Origin of the sequence: Shewanella sp. DC2-4 (assembly GCF_013248875.1) — a bacterium.
GTDB classification, from domain to species: domain Bacteria; phylum Pseudomonadota; class Gammaproteobacteria; order Enterobacterales; family Shewanellaceae; genus Shewanella; species Shewanella oncorhynchi.
The window spans coordinates 433089-450408 of record NZ_JABRVR010000002.1; the positions used below are offsets into that span (position 1 = coordinate 433089).

Here is a 17320-nt window from a genome sequence, read left to right on the forward strand (position 1 = left end):
GGAAGATAGAGTATGCAATTAAATAGTCTTGGGTTTCCCCGTATTGGGCGTCGTCGTGAATTGAAATTTGCCTTAGAAAAATACTGGCGTGGTGAGAGCACTCAGGTGGAATTACGTGAAGTGGCGAGTGAACTTCGCCGCACCCATTGGCAGTGGCAAGCTGCTGCGGGCATTGAGCAAGTTCCCGTAGGTGATTTTGCCTTTTATGATCAAGTGCTGACCTTAAGCGCGACTTTAAATGCCATTCCTGAGCGTCATCGTGGTGAAGGGACAATCGATCTCGATACTTTATTCCGTGTTGCCCGCGGCAGAGCGCCAACGGGCCAAGATGCGCCAGCCTCTGAAATGACCAAGTATTTCAATACTAACTATCACTATCTGGTACCTGAGCTCAGCCAAAACCAAGTGTTTTCGATTGCCTATGAGCAATTTTTCGATGAAGTCAGTGAAGCGCAGTCCTTAGGCTATAAAGTAAAACCTGTGCTACTCGGCCCTGTTAGCTACTTGTTCCTTGCTAAAACCGTGGGCCAAGAGTTTGATAAGTTAAGCTTATTACCCAATTTATTAGCTGCTTATGCTGACATTTTGGCGCGTTTTGCTGCTCAGGGAGTGCATTGGGTACAGCTCGATGAGCCCATTCTCGCATTGGAATTGGATGGCGAATGGCAAACGGCGATCATTGAGGCGTATCAAGCACTCAGCACTGCGAAGGTGAAGATCCTTCTTACCAGTTATTACGGCGGTATCGCACACCATCAAGTGCTGGTATCGGCCTTGCCGGTCGCGGGGTTGCATGTCGATTTAGTCACAGCGCCGGATCAATTGGCAGTCTTTGCCAATGCGCTTGGTCAAGATCAAATTTTGTCGGCGGGTGTGGTCAATGGCCGCAACGTGTGGGCGGCAGAGGCGGATTTAATTGCCGAACGCATAGGCGCGGTTGCCCGTGATCTCGGAGATCGCTTGTGGATCGGTACTTCTTGCTCACTCCTGCACAGCCCTGTGGATTTAGAGGTGGAAGCCACGCTTGAGCCTGCGCTGCGTCAACAACTCGCGTTTGCGAAGCAAAAATTACTCGAACTGGCCAATGTGCGCCAATTGCTACTGGCACCTGAATCGGCCGCGGCAAAAGAGATTGTGCAAACCTGTTTGGCGCGCCGTGAGGCGAAAGCGCAGGCCGCCGACAGTCAAGTGATTGCCCGCGTTGCCGCGTTGACATCTGCCGATTATGAGCGCGTCAGTGATTTCAGCGTACGCCAAGCAGTGCAGCAGCAGAAATACCGTTTACCTCTGTTGCCGACCACCACCATTGGCTCCTTCCCACAAACACCAGCAATCCGTGGACTACGCAGTCGTTGGCGCAAGGGCGATCTGAGTGATGCACAATATACAGAGCAATTGCAGCAAGTCACCCGCGATACAATCGACCGCCAGCTTAAACTCGGTATCGATGTACTGGTTCATGGTGAGGCCGAGCGCAACGATATGGTGGAATACTTTGGTGAGCAGCTTGCGGGTGTTGGCTTTACCAAAAATGGTTGGGTGCAAAGTTATGGTTCACGCTGTGTTAAGCCGCCGTTGATCTATGGTGATGTTAGCCGTCCAAAGGCGATGACGGTTGATTGGGCCGAGTTTGCCCAAAGTCTCACCGACAAGCCTGTAAAAGGCATGCTGACTGGCCCGGTGACGATTCTGCATTGGTCATTCGCCCGTGAAGATATCGGCCGCGATGTGATTGCGACTCAGCTGGCGCTGGCGATCCGTGATGAAGTGGTGGATTTACAAAATGCCGGTATTGGCATTATACAAATCGATGAGCCCGCCTTCCGTGAAGGTCTGCCATTGAAACAAAGTGAATGGCAAGCCTACTTAGATTGGGCGGTGAATGCCTTTAAACTCAGCGCTGCTGGCGTGACTGATGAGACTCAAATCCACACCCACATGTGTTACAGCGAGTTTAATGACACCATTGCCGCGATTGCCGCCATGGATGCCGATGTGATTACTATCGAGACTTCGCGTTCACGGATGGAGTTACTCAACGCCTTTGAAGATTTTGAATATCCAAATGAAATTGGCCCCGGTGTGTATGACATTCATTCGCCAAACACTCCAAGTGTGGAGGCCATGGTGCACTTAATCGAGAAAGCGGCGCAAAAAGTGCCCGTACGTCAGCTATGGGTTAATCCAGATTGCGGCCTAAAAACCCGTACTTGGGATGAAGTTGAACCCGCACTGAAAAACATGGTCGATGCCACGCGAGAACTACGTCGCCGCCTTGGTTAATATTATGCTTGAGTGAAATATTTTTTTACTGAGCTTATTGAATTAGTAACAGCGGATGCTTATGCATCCGTTGTTTATTGCTTGCCGATTGACTTAAGCATCTCGCGGTAAGCCTTTTTCGATAATGCGCACCATGCGCTCGGTTTTGCGGCGGGCTTTTTGTTGTTCAGTTGCTGCGCTTTCAGCAAGGCGCGATTGCTGGGCATTAAGCGCCCATTCAATATGCTCACGCACTATCTCATCGATATCTTCGCTGTGATTGCGGGCGTTAAGTGCGGCAATAATGCTTGGGCTCGCGGGAGCGTTACCCAGTGCTACTGCAATATTACGTAGCCAACGTTTATGTCCAATGCGACGAATGGCGCTGCCTTCAGTTTGTTTAAGAAACTCGGCCTCGCTCCAAGCAAAAAGGCTGAGAAGGTCAGGTTGCTTTAACTGCGGACGAATATGAAAGTCAGTTTCTTCAGTCAGCGGCGCTTGGCGATTGATGGGACACGCGAGTTGGCAATCATCGCAGCCATAGATGCGATTGCCCATGAGTGGCCTAAATTCTTCGGGAATAGCGCCCTGCAGTTCAATGGTGAGATAGGAAATACAGCGTCTGCCATCGACCACATAAGGTTCTACGATTGCACCCGTTGGGCAGGAGGTAATGCAGGCGACACAAGTGTTACAGCCTTCTTGAATGGGAATATCCACAGGTAGAGGCAAATTGATCAGTAGCTCACCTAAAAAGAACCAACTGCCAGCCTCATGGTTGAGTATGAGTGAGTGTTTACCTGTCCAGCCTATACCGGCTTTTTCTGCTAAGGGGCGCTCAAGTACAGGGGCTGAGTCAACAAAGGGGCGAAAGTCAGCGGCATCGAAACCGAGAGCAACTAACTCTGCACTGATTTGATCTCCGAGCTTTTTAAGTCGAGCGCGGATCAACTTGTGATAGTCGCGACCTCCGGCATAACGGGAAATATAACCTAAGTTGGGATCGGTGAGATTCGTTGCAAAGCCAGCTTCGGGTGGCAAATAGTCCATCCGTACGGAGATCACCCGCACTGTGCCCGGATGCAGTTCTTGCGGGCGAGCGCGCATCATGCCATGGGTAGCCATATAGGCCATTTCGCCATGAAAACCTTTGTCTAGCCATGCTTGGAGTTTGGCTTCTTCAGCGGTTAAATCCGTATCGCAAATGCCAACCTGCGCAAATCCGAGTGCTTTTCCCCACGTTTTAATTTGCAGAGCGAGCCGCGACAGCATGCTGGCATAGGATTGGCTTGGGGTTTGATTGACTAAAGTTGACATGAATTGATTGCAGCGAGGCTCTTGGCTAGGTGGCAATATGATAGCAGTTTTCACTTATTGAGGACGAGTTTACTCAGAAGGGGGCGTGAGGCGATATTTTCTTTGGGGTATTTGTTTATTTGCTGTTGGGATTGAGTCTATGATTAGGTCTACTGTTTATCGTTTGGTATTCGTATGCTGAGTGCGATTCCCCTTAGGGCGTGTTTTCTTGCGATGAGCTTATTAGGCCTGATGCCTAATCTTGTTTTTGCGGCGCCTGACAAGTTGAAATTGGTGACCGAAGCTTGGCCTCCCATGAGTTACGAGCAAAATGGTGTGCCGCAAGGTTTTGCGGTGGACTTAGTCAATACCTTGCAATCAAGACTGGGTCAGAGTGAAAAAATCGATGTGTTACCTTGGGCTCGGGCGTATTCGATTGCTAATACCTCTGCGAACGTTTTACTTTTTGCTACGTCAATTAATGATGAACGAGCTGAGCAGTTTGATTTTATCGGTCCTATTGCGACCAGCAAAATTGCATTGTACGCAAGGGCGGCAGATCCTATCGCTCTCGATCAACTTGCTGAACTTCAATCGACAGATATTGTGGGGGTTTATCGGGAATCGGCGGGTGCGCAGTTGCTACAACAAGCGGGCGTGGATAATTTGCTGGTGGCGAGTTTTCCACAGCAATCGGCGAAACAGTTGCTGTTTTCTCGAATTCGTTTTTGGTGCCAAGCGGATCTTGCGGTAAAGCAGATACTCGAAGAGGTTGGCGCGAGTGAGACAGATATCCGCCAAGTGTTTGTGGTATCGGAGATTAATCTCTATTTAGCTTTTTCTAAAGGGACGTCGGCGGAAACCGTTATCAGTTGGCAAACAGAGCTTGAGAAAATGAAAGACTCGGGTGAATTTAGTCGTCTGTATCAGACATGGTTTGGCACTTTGCCACCGCCATTACAACATCAAGTGTTTTGGCATAAGGCCGTTTAATTCTCTCTTAAAGCCTCATTATTGGCTGATTTCACACAATTTCTGCCCGCATTTTTAGCCTCATAAAGAGCATTGTCGGCCCGCTTTAGCAAGGTGGCAAAATCTTTATCTTGATATGCATCTTCCGTATTATTTTGTGGTTCTAAAGTGGCGACACCAGCGCTAACGGTTAATTTGAGTTCTGCTGGTAAATTCTGTGCGCTAAGGCGGCTAATATGGTTCTGCAATTGATGCGCCAGCGCTAACGCACCTGTGGCGTCAGTGTTAGGCAATAGGATTAAAAACTCTTCACCACCGATGCGGCCAACGAGGTCTTTATTACCTGATAAGGCTCGGCCTGCATTTGCAATGGTCATAAGGGCGCGATCGCCTAATTCATGGCCGAAGTTATCGTTGATTTTTTTGAAGTGATCCGCATCAAAAATAATCACTGAAAAAGGGCTTTGATGTTTTAAGGCTTGCTGAAAATATTTCGCGGCTTGGGCATAAATATGCCGACGATTAGGGAGTTTGGTAAGGTAATCCGTGAGGGCAATAACTTGCAGTTGGCGATTTCTATGTACTTGTTTATAAGCGAATATAGACACTATCGTCAGGATAAAGCCCGCTAGTAATAGGATAATGTGTTGCAGTGATTTGTTCTTTTCGAGTAGCGCGAGCTCTTGTTCTTTAAGGTTTTGGTTTTCAATCAAGCGTTGATTTTCAGATTCAATCCGACTGGTATCAAACTTGACCTTTAATTCTGTCGTATGATGGGAGAGAGAATTGCCATCGACTTTTTTTGTTAGGGTAACAAATTCTTGCAGCGCTCCGTAGGCGGCAGATAAATCATTCATAGCCACATATATGTTACTTTTAAGCTGCAGCAGTTGAGTGAGTCCCCGATTATTCTGCAGAGTGCGAAAGGCTTTTTCCCCTTGCTCAAGTTCGGTAAGCGCCTCTTTATAGCGAGCTTGTTGAAACTTTATCTCGGCCATAAAAAGCTTCATGAAGCTGTAATCGGTCAGATCTTTTTCATTAATAACAGTATCGGCTTCGATTAAATACTTTTCGGCTTCGTTTAGACGATTGAGTTTGATTAAGCTGTAGGCAATATTCGTTGCCATAGTTGCTGCCACTTTTTCCTGCTGATGTTCCTTGAAGTATTGATAACTTACTAAGAAATTATCTACGGCCTGTTGATGTTCACCGAGTTCATCTAAGGCAAGGCCAATGTCCGAGTTGACATACATTGCCTGTTCTTGGTTATTGTTTTTTAGATAGAGAGCTTTGAGTTTGGTGTAATAGCGGATTGCACTTTGGGGATCGCCATAACGTCTAAAACTGGTAGCAACATCGGCAAGGTTAATGTTAGCCCAACCGCTTAAATTGAGTGATTCATAGAGATCTTGTGCAGTGACGAGATCGTCTAATGCCGCAGAAAAATCGCCAATATAAGAGTAAAGTGCGCCGCGAATGCTGCGCGAGTCGGCGATTAGCTTAAGGTCTTCATGCTCATAGGCACGTTTAACACTGAGATTATAGCCTTCCATCGCGCCATCCATATCACCACTTAATTGCAGAAACCAAGAGCGGCAGAGCGTGAGGTCGGTAATGAAATGGGGGGAGGCGGTTGGCGGAATATTGCTCAGTGCTTGGTTAGTATTTTTAAGTGCCAGTGCAATAGCGGTGTCGTTTTCTGTATTCTGATCCCAGCATTTAAGCAGTTGCAGCTTTTCATGACGGGTGACATCGTCAGTTGAAATTAGTTTGCTTAATAACACTAGATTGCTTTCGATTTCTTCACGGGTCATAGGGACGCCGCTTTCAAATCTTGCAAATATTTTATCAACCTGAGTTTTTTCTTCTGCCATAGTGTTGCTAAGCGGCAGTAGAAGCAGCAATAAGGAGAATGATAAATACCTAAGTTTATGTAGCAAAAAAGATTCCTGTTCGCATTAAAATCAATAGCTAATTATTAGCTTAGCATAACTTGTTTGTTCATTTTTAATATAGATGTATAGCAATTTTGCATTCGGTTAATGATCAAGGTATAAACTCCGCCTTGGTTATTATCCCACAAAGGAATCACCCTTGAAGAAATTACTCTGTGCCGCATTATTCATGATGAGTGGCACTAGCTGGGCAGGCTCAGATTTAGAAACCTCTGGCGATGTATTGCATTTATTATTACCCGCTACTGCGATGGGCACGACCTTGTTTTATGAAGAGGGTTATGACGGTAGTTGGCAGTTAATTCAGGCAGCGGTGTCGAGTCGGTTAATTGTTGAAGGTCTTAAGTATAGTGTGAGTAAAGACAGGCCAGACGATAGTGGCGATGATTCGTTTCCATCGGGTCATACCTCAGACAGCTTTATGGCGGCGACGTTTATTCAGCAGCGCTATGGTTGGCAATATGGTTTACCTGCCTATGTTGCCGCATCTTATGTGGGTTACACACGAGTGGCGAGCGACCAACATTATCTCGAGGATGTGTTAGCTGGCGCGGCGATTGGAGCGCTGGCGGGTTGGTATTTTACTCAACCCTATGAGGGGATTACAGTTACGCCGATTGCGGGTAACGGCGTTTATGGTTTATATGTGAGTGGTCAGTTTTAAGACTATTTTTTGGGATGTGAATCGAGATTTTTATGAGCGAATTATCAGCTGTTTACCGCGAAACTGCCGAGCAGATTTCTTACAATGTTGCGAATAAAGTATTACCAATGGCTAAATTACCGGGTGACTTATTAGCAGCGTACCAAGGTTTGTGTGCCGAACTGTTGGAAGACAGGGAAGGTAAATTTAGCCAAGCTTGGGCATCTTTACCTGCCAGTGCACGTAATCTAATGGAACAAGCCGCATTCCACGGTTTCTATATCGCGAATGCTTGGTTGCAATTGAGTCGTGTCGCCCAAGAAATTTCTGAGCAAGCCGATACCGATAGTGCAATCCAAGAGCAAGAATATAATGGCATTTTTACGCGCTTAGCCGATGAATCGCTCAAAGAAAGCCTACGTAAGTTGAAGAAAGCGCGTACCGATCGCGCTTTGCTCAATAGCTTTAAACAGGTGATGGCACCTTAGTGTTCTATTGAAATGAAAAACTGTGCCTGAAATGAAAAAGCCCGTTACTGCAAAGTAACGGGCTTTTTGCTGGCTAGCACAAACGCTCAACTAAGCTGTTTTACTGCAACTTAAGTCGCGGCAACGCTATGCTTAGAACGAAGTGCGTTTGTAACGGCGATATTCTGGACTCCAGAAATTGCCTTCAATCGACTGCTGTAAGATCTCATCGCTCATTGGCAGCGTTAACCCTTGTTCAACTGCGACTTTACCTACGGCGAAAGCAATATGCTTACTCACCGCATGGATATCTTCCAGTTTAGGCAGTAGTGGACCTGTACCATCGATTGCCAGTGGCGAACATTCGGCAAGTGCGCGACTTGAAGCCATCAGCATGGCATCGGATACGTGACGTGCGCCAGAAGCTAATACGCCTAAGCCAATACCTGGGAAGATAAAGCTGTTGTTGCACTGGGCAATTTCATAGGTTTCACCATCGACAACCACAGGCTCGAATGGGCTGCCCGTAGCGACGAGTGCTTGACCTGAGGTCCAATGCAAAATGTCCTTCGGTGTCGCTTCTACGCGGCTGGTGGGGTTCGACATAGGGAAAATAATCGGCCGAGCACAATGGCTGTGCATAGCACGGATGATTTCTTCGGTGAAGAGTCCTGGAACGCCAGATACCCCAATCAGCACTGTCGGCTTGGCGTTGTTAACCACATCGAGCAGTGAAATATTGTCGCTGAAATTGCTCCAATTTTGGATGTTGGTGCATTTCTGCGCCAATTTTTGCTGGAATGGCAACAGGTTAGGCATGTTGTCGAGCAATAAGCCCCAACGGTCAACCATACACACTTGAGTGCGAGCTTGCTCGTCGCTGATCCCTTCAGACACCATTTGTGCCACGATAGCTTCGGCAATACCGCAACCGGCACTACCAGCACCGAGGAAGGCGATACGTTGTTGATTCAATTCAGTGCCCGCAGCCTTACACGCGGCGAGCAAGCAACCAACGGCAACCGCAGCAGTACCTTGAATATCATCGTTAAAGCAGCAATAGCGATCCTTATAACGCTCTAGGATCGGCATGGCATTCTTTTGGGCAAAGTCTTCGAACTGGATCAAAGTATCCGGCCAACGCACGTGGACGGCTTGCATAAAGGCTTCGATAAACTCGGCATATTCTTCGCCACCGATGCGAGGATGGCGCCAACCCATATACATAGGATCTTCTAACAACTGCGGATTATCTGTGCCTACGTCTAAGGTAATAGGCAGGGTATAAGCTGGACTGATACCGCCACAGCTAGTGTAGAGTGACAGCTTACCGATAGGGATCCCCATGCCGCCAATACCTTGATCGCCAAGGCCTAAAATACGTTCACCATCAGTGACTACGATAATTTTAACTTTTTGACGAGTCGAGTTATTGAGGATGTCATCGATCCTATCTTTGTTCGGATAGGAGATAAACAAACCACGGTTGCGGCGATAGTTTTTCGAGAAACGTTCACAAGCTAAACCTACTGTCGGCGTATAGATGATGGGCATCATCTCGCTGATGTTATTTTGCACTAAACGATAAAATAAGGTCTCGTTTGTGTCTTGGATATTACGTAGGTAAATGTGCTTGTCTAAGTCGTTATTGAAACTTCTAAATTGATCGTAGGCGCGAGAAGCCTGCTCCTCAATCGTTTCAATGGCATAGGGGACTAAGCCTTCGAGGTTAAAGAAAATACGCTCTTCTTCAGAAAATGCACTGCCCTTGTTAATCAGTGGGGCTTCAAGAATGGCAGGTCCTGCAAACGGAAGATAGAGGGGGCGTTTATTATCGTCCATGGGTAACCTTTTGAGTTATTGTTTAAGTGGTCAATACGTGCTGTAAGTCACGTAAGGTTATCATGAAATGTGATCTTTGTTGTCCGTGGAACGAGGTATTTGTGGTTTTTTTTGCAGCAGTAAAAAAGTCAGCTGTTTTAAACAGGATTTCTGAGGTTGTTGAGATGGAATTGTTAAGGTCTTGTTTATATCCAAACAAGCTCAGGTGTAGATAAAAACGGATATAAAAAAACGCAGCCTAAGCTGCGTTTTATGTCATAAGTTTAGCGTTATACGCCGCGATACTTAAGTGATAAGCCGCGGATAAAGTTACGCAGTATTTGATCGCCACACTCTTTAAAATTCTTGTGGTCTGGATTGCGGAACAGGGCGCTTAGCTCTGATTTTGACATTTGCACTTCGGCTAAAGCCAAAGCTGCTACTATGTCTTCTTCACGCATTTCGAGGGCAACTCTCAGCTTTTTAAAGATGAGGTTGTTGTTTAAACGTGAAACGGGCGCTGGAATTTCTGCACCTTCACGTAGACCGCGCTTCTCTATGATAAGACCATCTAAAAACTGACATAAGGTCGTGTCGTTACAAGCTTTATAACCTTCTTCCTCTTCTTTACGTAGAAGATCAATCATCTCTTCGACAGGCACTTCTCTTCCAGCTTTAGCAAAAATTTTAATCATTTTTGCATTGCTAAAATCAAACACGAAGCGCAAACGGCGCAAAATATCATTATTAATCATGGTCATCTCTTGGCGCGGCTGCGCTATCTGGTTTAAGAGCCCGCATTATATACCCAAACCACCTTAATTGCAGAATTCAGCGGGAATTTAATGGCAGTTAGTTAAGGCCATTTATTGCTCCGGCATAAACATTCTGGCAATTAACCTTTAATGATGTTGTACCAATAGATAAACAGTGCTGCGAAAATCAGTAGATAAATCAGGCCAAACCAAGAGAGGAGTTTCATCTTAGCGCCATATCTGTCTGTCTCGGGGAGCTGTTTGCTGGTCATTAAGCGGTAATTTAACCAAGCAAAAATGACTGTGGTCATGAAGGCCAAGATCATCACAAACTCGAGTAACGGTAAGAGTGCACCTTTAAAGAAGAGGATCAGTAATAAGCCAAAGGCACTGATGGCGAGCATGATCCCTGTGAGGCGTTTGTCTGAACTGGTCTTTGAGGTGAGTAACTGCCAGCCCATATCTAAGGTACGGCTATAGCCATCAATCACTGTAACTGTTGTGCTGAAAATACACAGAAATGCCACAATACCAATAAGATAACGACTCTCGCCGCCCATCACTTGGCTGTAAAGATTAATCAATTGATTAGCAAACTGCGCGCCGGAATCTGAAAAGTGTTCGCCACTGCCATGCATCACTAAAGCGCCCAAGGACAAAAACACGATCGCGAGGATCGCAGTGATGATATAGCCTAAGTTAAAGTCGAGCAGCGCCTGCGCTTTCGTCACTGTCTGGCTTTTTTGTTTTTCGAGCAACCAGAGAGAATTCCAAGCGCTGACTTCAATCGGGGCTGGCATCCAACCCATCATGGCGACCAGAAATCCCACATGGGCCCATTGCCAAGGTGAAGGAGAGGCAAAATTGCTCGCTAATGGTTGAGCGTGATCCCAAGCTAAGGCCACGGCAATTAAGGTGGTTAAGGTTAGGGCGAACATGATGATCTTAGTGAGTCTATCAAGGAGTTGATAATGGCCTAAAATCAGTAAAGCCAATGAACTTAGCAATACCAGCAGGGCTAACCAATCGATGGGCAGCGGAATAAATTGGGTCAACATAGCGGCGGTTAACATGCATACCCCTGCAGTACTGGCAATGGCGGCGATCACATTGAGCCCAGTAAACAGCAGTAAGTAACCTCGGCCCTGTTTTTGGTAGCCGTGCAGTAGACTCTCCCCTGTGGCAGCTGTGTAGCGTGCGCCAGCTGCAAAGAAGGGATACTTAAGTAAATTCACCCCAAGAATAACCCAAGCTAGTTGCCAACCAAATTCGGCGCCCGCCCGAGTCGAGGCGACTAAATGGGATGCGCCAATCGCCGCGGCGGCCATAAGAACACCTGGGCCCATGGCTTTAATGCCGAGAGTTAGGTGTGTCATCCAAGAGGATGAAGGAGAAGTTACTGAAGATTCTGTCATGTCGTTATTAAAAATGCCTGTTGAAAATTAATCTGGGGAATCGAACACTCCCTCATGTTAAGGCTGCGCTCATGTTAAAGCCGCGCTAACGCTAAGTGAGTGGCTCAACATTAAAGGTAAAGTGATTGAACTAAAAGTCGTTTTATTCAATTTATCTGTTTAATTTTTGACTGAGTAAAGTTTCAATGCGTTTTAAGCTTGCAGCCATTTCGACTACGATTTGTAACAGCGTATTATCTGGCTGTGCCGATGGGCTTATTGGGTGCAAGGGCTGGGTAAGCCGTTCTTTTTGTTCTAATACGCGGGCTCTAAATCGAGGCGCATCGACTATGCCGACTAAGCTTATCAATGCGCCTGCGCCCGATTGCCCTGCGGTTTCTACCGTGAGTTTATGCAGACCAAATAGGCGCATAATTGGGCCTTGGATCAATGCCATATCGGTAATTTTGTCCAAAGGCACAGTGTTTTCAGTACGAGTTAATATGCCCCTCCTGACAATAAGTTTATTGCTGGTGAGCTCGGCACTCATGTTGTTAATATAGCGGCGAGTCCCCCACAGCCCTATTGGAAACCAAAGTAATAACAAGGGAATACCTATTATGCTTAGGCTGAAATAGGCGGCCCCTGAAAGCAACCAATACCAACCTAAATGGGTTTCAAACTCTGCTTGATAAATAATCTTGTCTTCCATATTTCTTCCTTTAATTCTGATATTCAAATACTGCGACTTGTCTTGTAGGTTGAATTTTTAGTGCTTAGACCTTCTTTGATTCTCGTATGAGGAAAATACACTGCCTCAAATGTAACAAAAGCTTAACTTTTATTTCTCTGCCATTGACTTTGGTTTGTAACTCATTACCTTGTGTATTGTTAATTTAGGGTTTTCTTATTGTTAAAATAATTTTAATGAGATAAATAAAACAAGGGAAATGTATGAACAGACCTCAGATTCTACCCAGTGCTTGTGCAATCGCAATTGCTATGGCATATGCGCCAACAGTGGCCCATGCTGCCGATAAAGGTGCAGAAAAAGTTGAACGTATTGAAGTAACGGGTTCCCGTATTAAACGTACCGATATTGAAGGCCCTTCCCCTATTCAATCGATCAGTAAAGACGATATTGCCAATATGGGATTTGATAACCTGCAGCAATTACTTGAACGCATGCCTGCCAATGGTGCTGGCGCGTTTTCTACCCGAGGAAACAGCCAAGATTCAACCGCCAACGGCGGCGCATCTATCAGTCTACGTGGTTTAGGCCCAGACGCGACCTTAGTGTTAATTAACGGTCGTCGTGTTGCGGCGAGTGCTTTTGCCGAAGGTATCACTAATTCCTTTGTTGATATCAATAATATTCCGGTATCAGCTATTGAACGTATCGACATACTGAAGGACGGTGCATCGGCTATTTATGGTTCTGATGCGATCGCGGGTGTGGTTAACATTGTTCTGAAAAAAGATATTGAAGGCATTGAGGTCAATCTTGGCTACGGTGATGCTTCAGGCACTGGCTACGATGAAACGACAGCGAATATGGTGTGGGGGATGAAGTCCGATAAGGGCAGTGCTTCCGTTATCCTCGACTATTTCAAAAATGATACTTTAGCTGCGACTGATTTAGGACGTTTTGGTGTTTCAAATCAATCACCTTATGGTGGTGAAGATTTTCGTTCTTCCCGTGGTTTTCCTGGGTATTTCTATGTTGATGGTGTTAAAACTATCGATCCTGCTTGTCCTGCTGATAGTGCAACCGCGAGTGGAAGTTGTTTATTTGAGTACGGCTCATACAATTTTGTTGCGCCGGCTGCGGAGCGCGTAGGGGCTATTGGCCAATTTGACTATCATTTTAATGATGATTTAACAGCATTTTTAGAGTTAGCGGCGCAGCACAATACCTCAATCGCAGGTGGAGCACCGACACCACTTGACGAGGATGCTGGTTTAACTGTACCTGGATCTCACCCGAATAATCCTTGGGGGAAAGATATTGAAATTGGTCGCTTCCGTACGGTTGATGCGGGGGCGCGACGTTGGGATATTGAATCCGATAGTTTACGTTTAGTTGCTGGTTTACGCGGTGTAGTAAAAGAGTGGGATTGGGAAGCTTCTGTTCAAAAAGGTCGCAGTGAGTCGACTCAAACGGGTGATCGCAGCCAAGGCTGGGTAAGAACAGATTATTTGCAACGTGAAATTGATGCGGGTCGTTACAATCCTTTCGGCGGCACGATGAACTCACAAGAGGTCATTGACGCTATTACCACCAGTTTAGTACGCCAAGGTTTGTCAAACATGACATCTTATGCGGCTAACATATCTGGTCAAGCATTTACCTTGGCTGGTCGCGACATCATGATGGCGGCGGGAGCTGAATATCGCGAAGAAGATGTCAGTGATGTGCCCGATGAGCAATTCCAACGTGGATTGATTTTTGGTACTGAAGCTGTCTCTGCGGCGGCATCCCGTGAGCAATATGCCGCTTATATGGAATTATCTATTCCAGTCACGGATAACTTCGAGTTGCAACTCGCTGGTCGATATGATCATTACAGCGATTTTGGTTCAACGACTAACCCTAAAGTCGCCTTTCAATGGGGAGTGACTGACGAGCTAACGGCGCGCGCGTCTTGGTCTACGGGCTTCCGTGCACCCTCGTTAGCGCAGATAGGTCTTGGTCCATCTCGCGAAAGTAGTTTCTTTGTCGATACTTACCGTTGCGCTGCCGATAATGTTGATTGTGAAGCCTTAGATTACAACACTGAATTTGAAGGTAACTCTGAGCTGGATGCTGAAGAATCCGAAACTTGGAACGTCGGTATGATCTGGGCGCCGAGTCAGACGTTTGATGTGGGTTTTGATATCTTTAGCATCACGCAAGACAACAAAATTGATAAACAGCCATTAGGCGATATCTATACTGCAAATTGTAACGATCAAAATAGCACAGTGTGCGAGCGCTTAGCGCCACAGCTAGGTCAAACTTTAGGTCCGATCAGTATTATCCATTCAAGCTTTATCAACTTAAGCTCTCAAGATGTACAAGGGATGGATGTCTCTAGTCATTATGGTTTTGAGCTAGATAGCTATGGGGATTTGAAGTTTGGCTTAGAGTACAGCTACTTACATAATTTTGAGAAAGATGGTCTGGATTACACGGGTGAGTATAAGTTCCCTCAACATCGCTGGTTACTCACCACTAACTGGACTATGGATAATTTTGCCGCCAATATTAATTTGAGTTACATCGGTGAATTTGAAGATACCCCAGATATCAATTTCGATGGTGTACTTGATTTTGAAAGTAATAAGTCTCGTATGATCGACTCTCAATTATTGGTCGACATGTCTGGTACTTATCGCTTCAATGAAATGTTCAAGCTGACACTAGGCGTGAACAACGTATTTGATGAAGAGCCACCATTTGCTATCGGTGACGGGGATACGGATCTCTACGGCTATGTTATTTCAGTACATAATCCTATGGGCCGCTACATTTACACTAAATTCACGATGAACTTCTAACTACCGCTTAGCGTCATTTCATTCGGAATGGTGCGTCATTTATGATGGGTGGTGTGATCTCTAATAAAAAAGGCCAATAATGATATTGGCCTTTATTTTTATAGGGTTAAACTTGTGACGGTTGAGTTTATAACTGCGTCGCTGCCCACTTTGCGCGACTTTCGCGGCTTTCACTCATTTTGGTCGGTTCACGGAAGGCTTTGTAGGCCTCCACGTCGAGGGCCACTAGGCTGACGTCGACTTCTAGGACCAGTTTGCACTCTTTCTTGATGCGCCAAGCGGCCGTGTTGTACAGCTCAGTAAAAGGCAGTGAACTTAAGAATTCGGGGTTGTATTGTGTGTAAACCGCTTGAGTGGGGTAGACCACGAAGGCTAAGTGACGCTTAGGTTCTTTCTTAAATAGTTCTTCGATACCATCGCAGGTGTTGAGCACTTGCATCTCAATGATGTCATCAATATCAAGCAGTTTCTTTTGTGCCAGCTCAGGTGCCAGTTGTTCACCGCTTTCCCAGGCGAGTACATCGGCTTCGCTATGGTTAGTCAGAGCACCAACTTGAGCCGTGCTTAAGCTGAGTGACTGGCGTAAGTAGCTCATTTCGATGGCATTCAAGCCAATGTTCTTAGACATAATCGTGTTCTCAATGCAATAAAAGTAAAATTAGTATTTGATCTTTAACCAGATTTCTTCAACCCATTCCCAAAACGACTCCCAATAGATATCGGTAAAGTCGCCGTTTTTCCAGAAATGTACTTGACCATCTTGGTCGATACAGTAAAAAGCATCACCTTGCTGACATATGGCAATCATGTCCCTTGGCATACCGATGGACCACGCATAGCAAGTCACTTCGGGCAGGTAGGTGTGCGAGTAGGGATCCGATGCTGTTACTGGCTCTATCGTGCCGTAAATCACATCACTGGCATACAACAGGTATTCTTTTAGCTCCCTTGGCAATGAAATCAGGATTTGCTCTTCGACTTCGACGAGCTGCTCAAATGTGGGTAATTCGAGTGGTACAGGAACAGTTTCGCTGCGTTCTTGGAGTTGCTCAATAATGTCGTGCATGGCATTTCCTGCTGATAGGGCTATGGCGCGGGATTATATACTTAAAAAGACGTTCGATGCGAGAGAGTGCATTTTTCAGCTTATTTTTAATATGTTTTTTCAGGCACTGTAAAATATAAAAAAAGGCGCTGGCACCTTTACAGATAACCAGCGCAAGAGTGGAAGCTTTTTAGTTAAGCGACCGAGGCTCTTAATAAACTGGCTTCATCAACCCGTTTATAGTTAAGCCATGCCTTGTGGTACAACTTATGTGATTCTTGACGTAATTGGGCAATCTGCGCGAGTTCAAACTCACTTAGTGAACGTTGTTGTTTACGAGCATTGGCCTCAATCCTTTGTACTTTTTCATATACCTTGTGTTCAGGACCATTTTTGATATCAGCGATATCCTGTAGGTGTAACTGCACTTCAGCAATCATGCCTGATTGGGGTAAGCGTACCAGTAGATTGAGATCGCGATAGCCAGAGGCTTTAGGTTCAGCAAAGCGGTTTTTTTGTTTCACAACTTGGGTGTGCTCATTCAAAGTTTGGTAGGCATGCATCAGATCTTGAATGCTGTCGGTCACAATACTTGCCCTTGCAAGGTCGGTAATTTGGCTGGCATCACCGTTAAATTTTGTCGCCACTTTATCGGCAGCTCTTTGGTAACTCTTTACTGGCGGAACAATCACTTGTGCCTGTGAATAATGGGCAATATTGGTGAGTAATTGGGCGAGTTCAGCTTGTGCATCATAGGCTTGGTGATGGAGCACGGATAAGTCATTCGAGGGTTGATGAGGCGCATCGAAGGTCTGACTGCTGAGTGCATATAGACCATGTAGGTCATGGCTTGATGCCTGTCTTGCACTGTAATTACCACGTTCTGCTTTACTGTCACTGATGTCGAGAGGATTTGTTACACCAGCGCGGCTCGATAATAAGAGTAGAAAAATAAAAAAAGTACGAAATAACTTAGTCATGCGGCCTACTTCCTTATGGGTGAGTTATTCAGGTCACGCACCCACCATAGGCTTCTATTGCTTAATTAAAGCTGAACCAACCATGAAGACTTGTTCATCTTGCGCATGGGGCTCAGTGGTTTAAGGAAATAAAAATGGCGCCACCTTTAACAGTGAGCGCCATTGTTGGCCAGCTTATGCCGCTGAACAG

14 protein-coding genes are annotated in these 17320 nt (G+C 45.9%); 5 read left to right on the forward strand and 9 right to left on the reverse strand.

Annotation, left to right across the window (positions count from 1 at the left end; all coding sequences use genetic code 11):
- Nucleotides 1-12 precede the first annotated feature (12 nt).
- Nucleotides 13-2283 (forward strand): 5-methyltetrahydropteroyltriglutamate--homocysteine S-methyltransferase, encoded by a 2271-nt coding sequence (gene metE / locus HQQ92_RS02570; protein ID WP_173242866.1) that lies wholly within the window; start codon nucleotides 13-15, stop codon nucleotides 2281-2283.
- Between the two features lie 93 nt (nucleotides 2284-2376).
- On the opposite strand, the gene queG is transcribed toward metE, so the two are convergent.
- The gene (gene queG / locus HQQ92_RS02575; RefSeq protein ID WP_173242868.1) at nucleotides 2377-3579 is read right to left on the reverse strand and encodes a tRNA epoxyqueuosine(34) reductase QueG; all 1203 of its coding nucleotides are present in this window, start codon (nucleotides 3577-3579) and stop codon (nucleotides 2377-2379) included.
- A 174-nt stretch (nucleotides 3580-3753) separates the two neighbouring features.
- Here queG and HQQ92_RS02580 point away from each other — a divergent pair, with 174 nt between their 5' ends.
- Nucleotides 3754-4551 carry an ABC transporter substrate-binding protein gene (locus HQQ92_RS02580; RefSeq protein ID WP_173242870.1) on the forward strand — a complete coding sequence of 266 codons (798 nt, stop codon included), beginning with the start codon at nucleotides 3754-3756 and terminating at the stop codon, nucleotides 4549-4551.
- On the opposite strand, the gene HQQ92_RS02585 is transcribed toward HQQ92_RS02580, so the two are convergent.
- Nucleotides 4548-6404: a GGDEF domain-containing protein gene (locus HQQ92_RS02585; protein WP_173242872.1), complete on the reverse strand. Its 1857-nt coding sequence runs from the start codon at nucleotides 6402-6404 to the stop codon at nucleotides 4548-4550. The two genes, HQQ92_RS02580 and HQQ92_RS02585, sit on opposite strands and share 4 nt — an antisense overlap.
- Before the next feature lie 220 nt (nucleotides 6405-6624).
- Between HQQ92_RS02585 and HQQ92_RS02590 the strand changes: the two genes are divergently transcribed.
- Nucleotides 6625-7149 (forward strand): phosphatase PAP2 family protein, encoded by a 525-nt coding sequence (locus HQQ92_RS02590; RefSeq protein ID WP_173242874.1) that lies wholly within the window; start codon nucleotides 6625-6627, stop codon nucleotides 7147-7149.
- A 32-nt stretch (nucleotides 7150-7181) separates the two neighbouring features.
- Nucleotides 7182-7616, forward strand: coding sequence for a DUF3069 domain-containing protein (locus HQQ92_RS02595; RefSeq protein WP_105250165.1), 435 nt, complete (start codon nucleotides 7182-7184; stop codon nucleotides 7614-7616).
- Nucleotides 7617-7748: 132 nt separating this feature from the next.
- Here the strand turns inward: HQQ92_RS02595 and HQQ92_RS02600 are convergent, their stop codons facing one another.
- The 4 genes from HQQ92_RS02600 to HQQ92_RS02615 form a co-directional block, all read right to left on the reverse strand.
- Nucleotides 7749-9437, reverse strand: a complete 1689-nt coding sequence (locus HQQ92_RS02600) for an NAD-dependent malic enzyme (protein WP_105250164.1) — start codon at nucleotides 9435-9437, stop codon at nucleotides 7749-7751.
- Nucleotides 9438-9706: 269 nt separating this feature from the next.
- Complete coding sequence (locus HQQ92_RS02605; RefSeq protein WP_168824742.1) at nucleotides 9707-10171, reverse strand: DUF1456 family protein; 465 nt, start codon at nucleotides 10169-10171, stop codon at nucleotides 9707-9709.
- 140 nt (nucleotides 10172-10311) lie between these two features.
- Nucleotides 10312-11586 carry an Nramp family divalent metal transporter gene (locus tag HQQ92_RS02610; RefSeq protein WP_173242876.1) on the reverse strand — a complete coding sequence of 425 codons (1275 nt, stop codon included), beginning with the start codon at nucleotides 11584-11586 and terminating at the stop codon, nucleotides 10312-10314.
- A gap of 151 nt (nucleotides 11587-11737) precedes the next feature.
- Nucleotides 11738-12277: a PH domain-containing protein gene (locus HQQ92_RS02615; protein WP_113939056.1), complete on the reverse strand. Its 540-nt coding sequence runs from the start codon at nucleotides 12275-12277 to the stop codon at nucleotides 11738-11740.
- A 242-nt stretch (nucleotides 12278-12519) separates the two neighbouring features.
- Here HQQ92_RS02615 and HQQ92_RS02620 point away from each other — a divergent pair, with 242 nt between their 5' ends.
- Nucleotides 12520-15105, forward strand: a complete 2586-nt coding sequence (locus HQQ92_RS02620) for a TonB-dependent receptor (RefSeq protein WP_113939055.1) — start codon at nucleotides 12520-12522, stop codon at nucleotides 15103-15105.
- A gap of 127 nt (nucleotides 15106-15232) precedes the next feature.
- Here the strand turns inward: HQQ92_RS02620 and HQQ92_RS02625 are convergent, their stop codons facing one another.
- The 3 genes from HQQ92_RS02625 to HQQ92_RS02635 form a co-directional block, all read right to left on the reverse strand.
- Nucleotides 15233-15733 (reverse strand): DUF4447 family protein, encoded by a 501-nt coding sequence (locus HQQ92_RS02625; protein WP_173242879.1) that lies wholly within the window; start codon nucleotides 15731-15733, stop codon nucleotides 15233-15235.
- 30 nt (nucleotides 15734-15763) lie between these two features.
- A complete protein-coding gene (locus HQQ92_RS02630; RefSeq protein WP_113939053.1) occupies nucleotides 15764-16171 on the reverse strand; it encodes an SMI1/KNR4 family protein in 408 nt (135 codons plus the stop codon).
- 173 nt (nucleotides 16172-16344) lie between these two features.
- Entirely contained in the window at nucleotides 16345-17130 is a 786-nt protein-coding gene (locus HQQ92_RS02635; protein ID WP_173242882.1) for a RelA/SpoT domain-containing protein, read from the reverse strand.
- Nucleotides 17131-17320 lie beyond the last annotated feature (190 nt).

What these genes read in the sequence shown, in the direction of transcription:
- HQQ92_RS02615 (WP_113939056.1), bottom strand. Translation starts at nt 12,277, where the DNA reads ATGGAAGACAAGATTATTTATCAAGCAGAGTTTGAAACCCATTTAGGT.
- queG (WP_173242868.1), bottom strand. Translation starts at nt 3,579, where the DNA reads ATGTCAACTTTAGTCAATCAAACCCCAAGCCAATCCTATGCCAGCATG.
- HQQ92_RS02630 (WP_113939053.1), bottom strand. Translation starts at nt 16,171, where the DNA reads ATGCACGACATTATTGAGCAACTCCAAGAACGCAGCGAAACTGTTCCT.
- HQQ92_RS02580 (WP_173242870.1), top strand. Translation starts at nt 3,754, where the DNA reads ATGCTGAGTGCGATTCCCCTTAGGGCGTGTTTTCTTGCGATGAGCTTA.
- HQQ92_RS02635 (WP_173242882.1), bottom strand. Translation starts at nt 17,130, where the DNA reads ATGACTAAGTTATTTCGTACTTTTTTTATTTTTCTACTCTTATTATCG.
- HQQ92_RS02600 (WP_105250164.1), bottom strand. Translation starts at nt 9,437, where the DNA reads ATGGACGATAATAAACGCCCCCTCTATCTTCCGTTTGCAGGACCTGCC.
- HQQ92_RS02595 (WP_105250165.1), top strand. Translation starts at nt 7,182, where the DNA reads ATGAGCGAATTATCAGCTGTTTACCGCGAAACTGCCGAGCAGATTTCT.
- HQQ92_RS02605 (WP_168824742.1), bottom strand. Translation starts at nt 10,171, where the DNA reads ATGATTAATAATGATATTTTGCGCCGTTTGCGCTTCGTGTTTGATTTT.
- HQQ92_RS02625 (WP_173242879.1), bottom strand. Translation starts at nt 15,733, where the DNA reads ATGTCTAAGAACATTGGCTTGAATGCCATCGAAATGAGCTACTTACGC.
- HQQ92_RS02585 (WP_173242872.1), bottom strand. Translation starts at nt 6,404, where the DNA reads ATGGCAGAAGAAAAAACTCAGGTTGATAAAATATTTGCAAGATTTGAA.
- HQQ92_RS02610 (WP_173242876.1), bottom strand. Translation starts at nt 11,586, where the DNA reads ATGACAGAATCTTCAGTAACTTCTCCTTCATCCTCTTGGATGACACAC.
- metE (WP_173242866.1), top strand. Translation starts at nt 13, where the DNA reads ATGCAATTAAATAGTCTTGGGTTTCCCCGTATTGGGCGTCGTCGTGAA.
- HQQ92_RS02620 (WP_113939055.1), top strand. Translation starts at nt 12,520, where the DNA reads ATGAACAGACCTCAGATTCTACCCAGTGCTTGTGCAATCGCAATTGCT.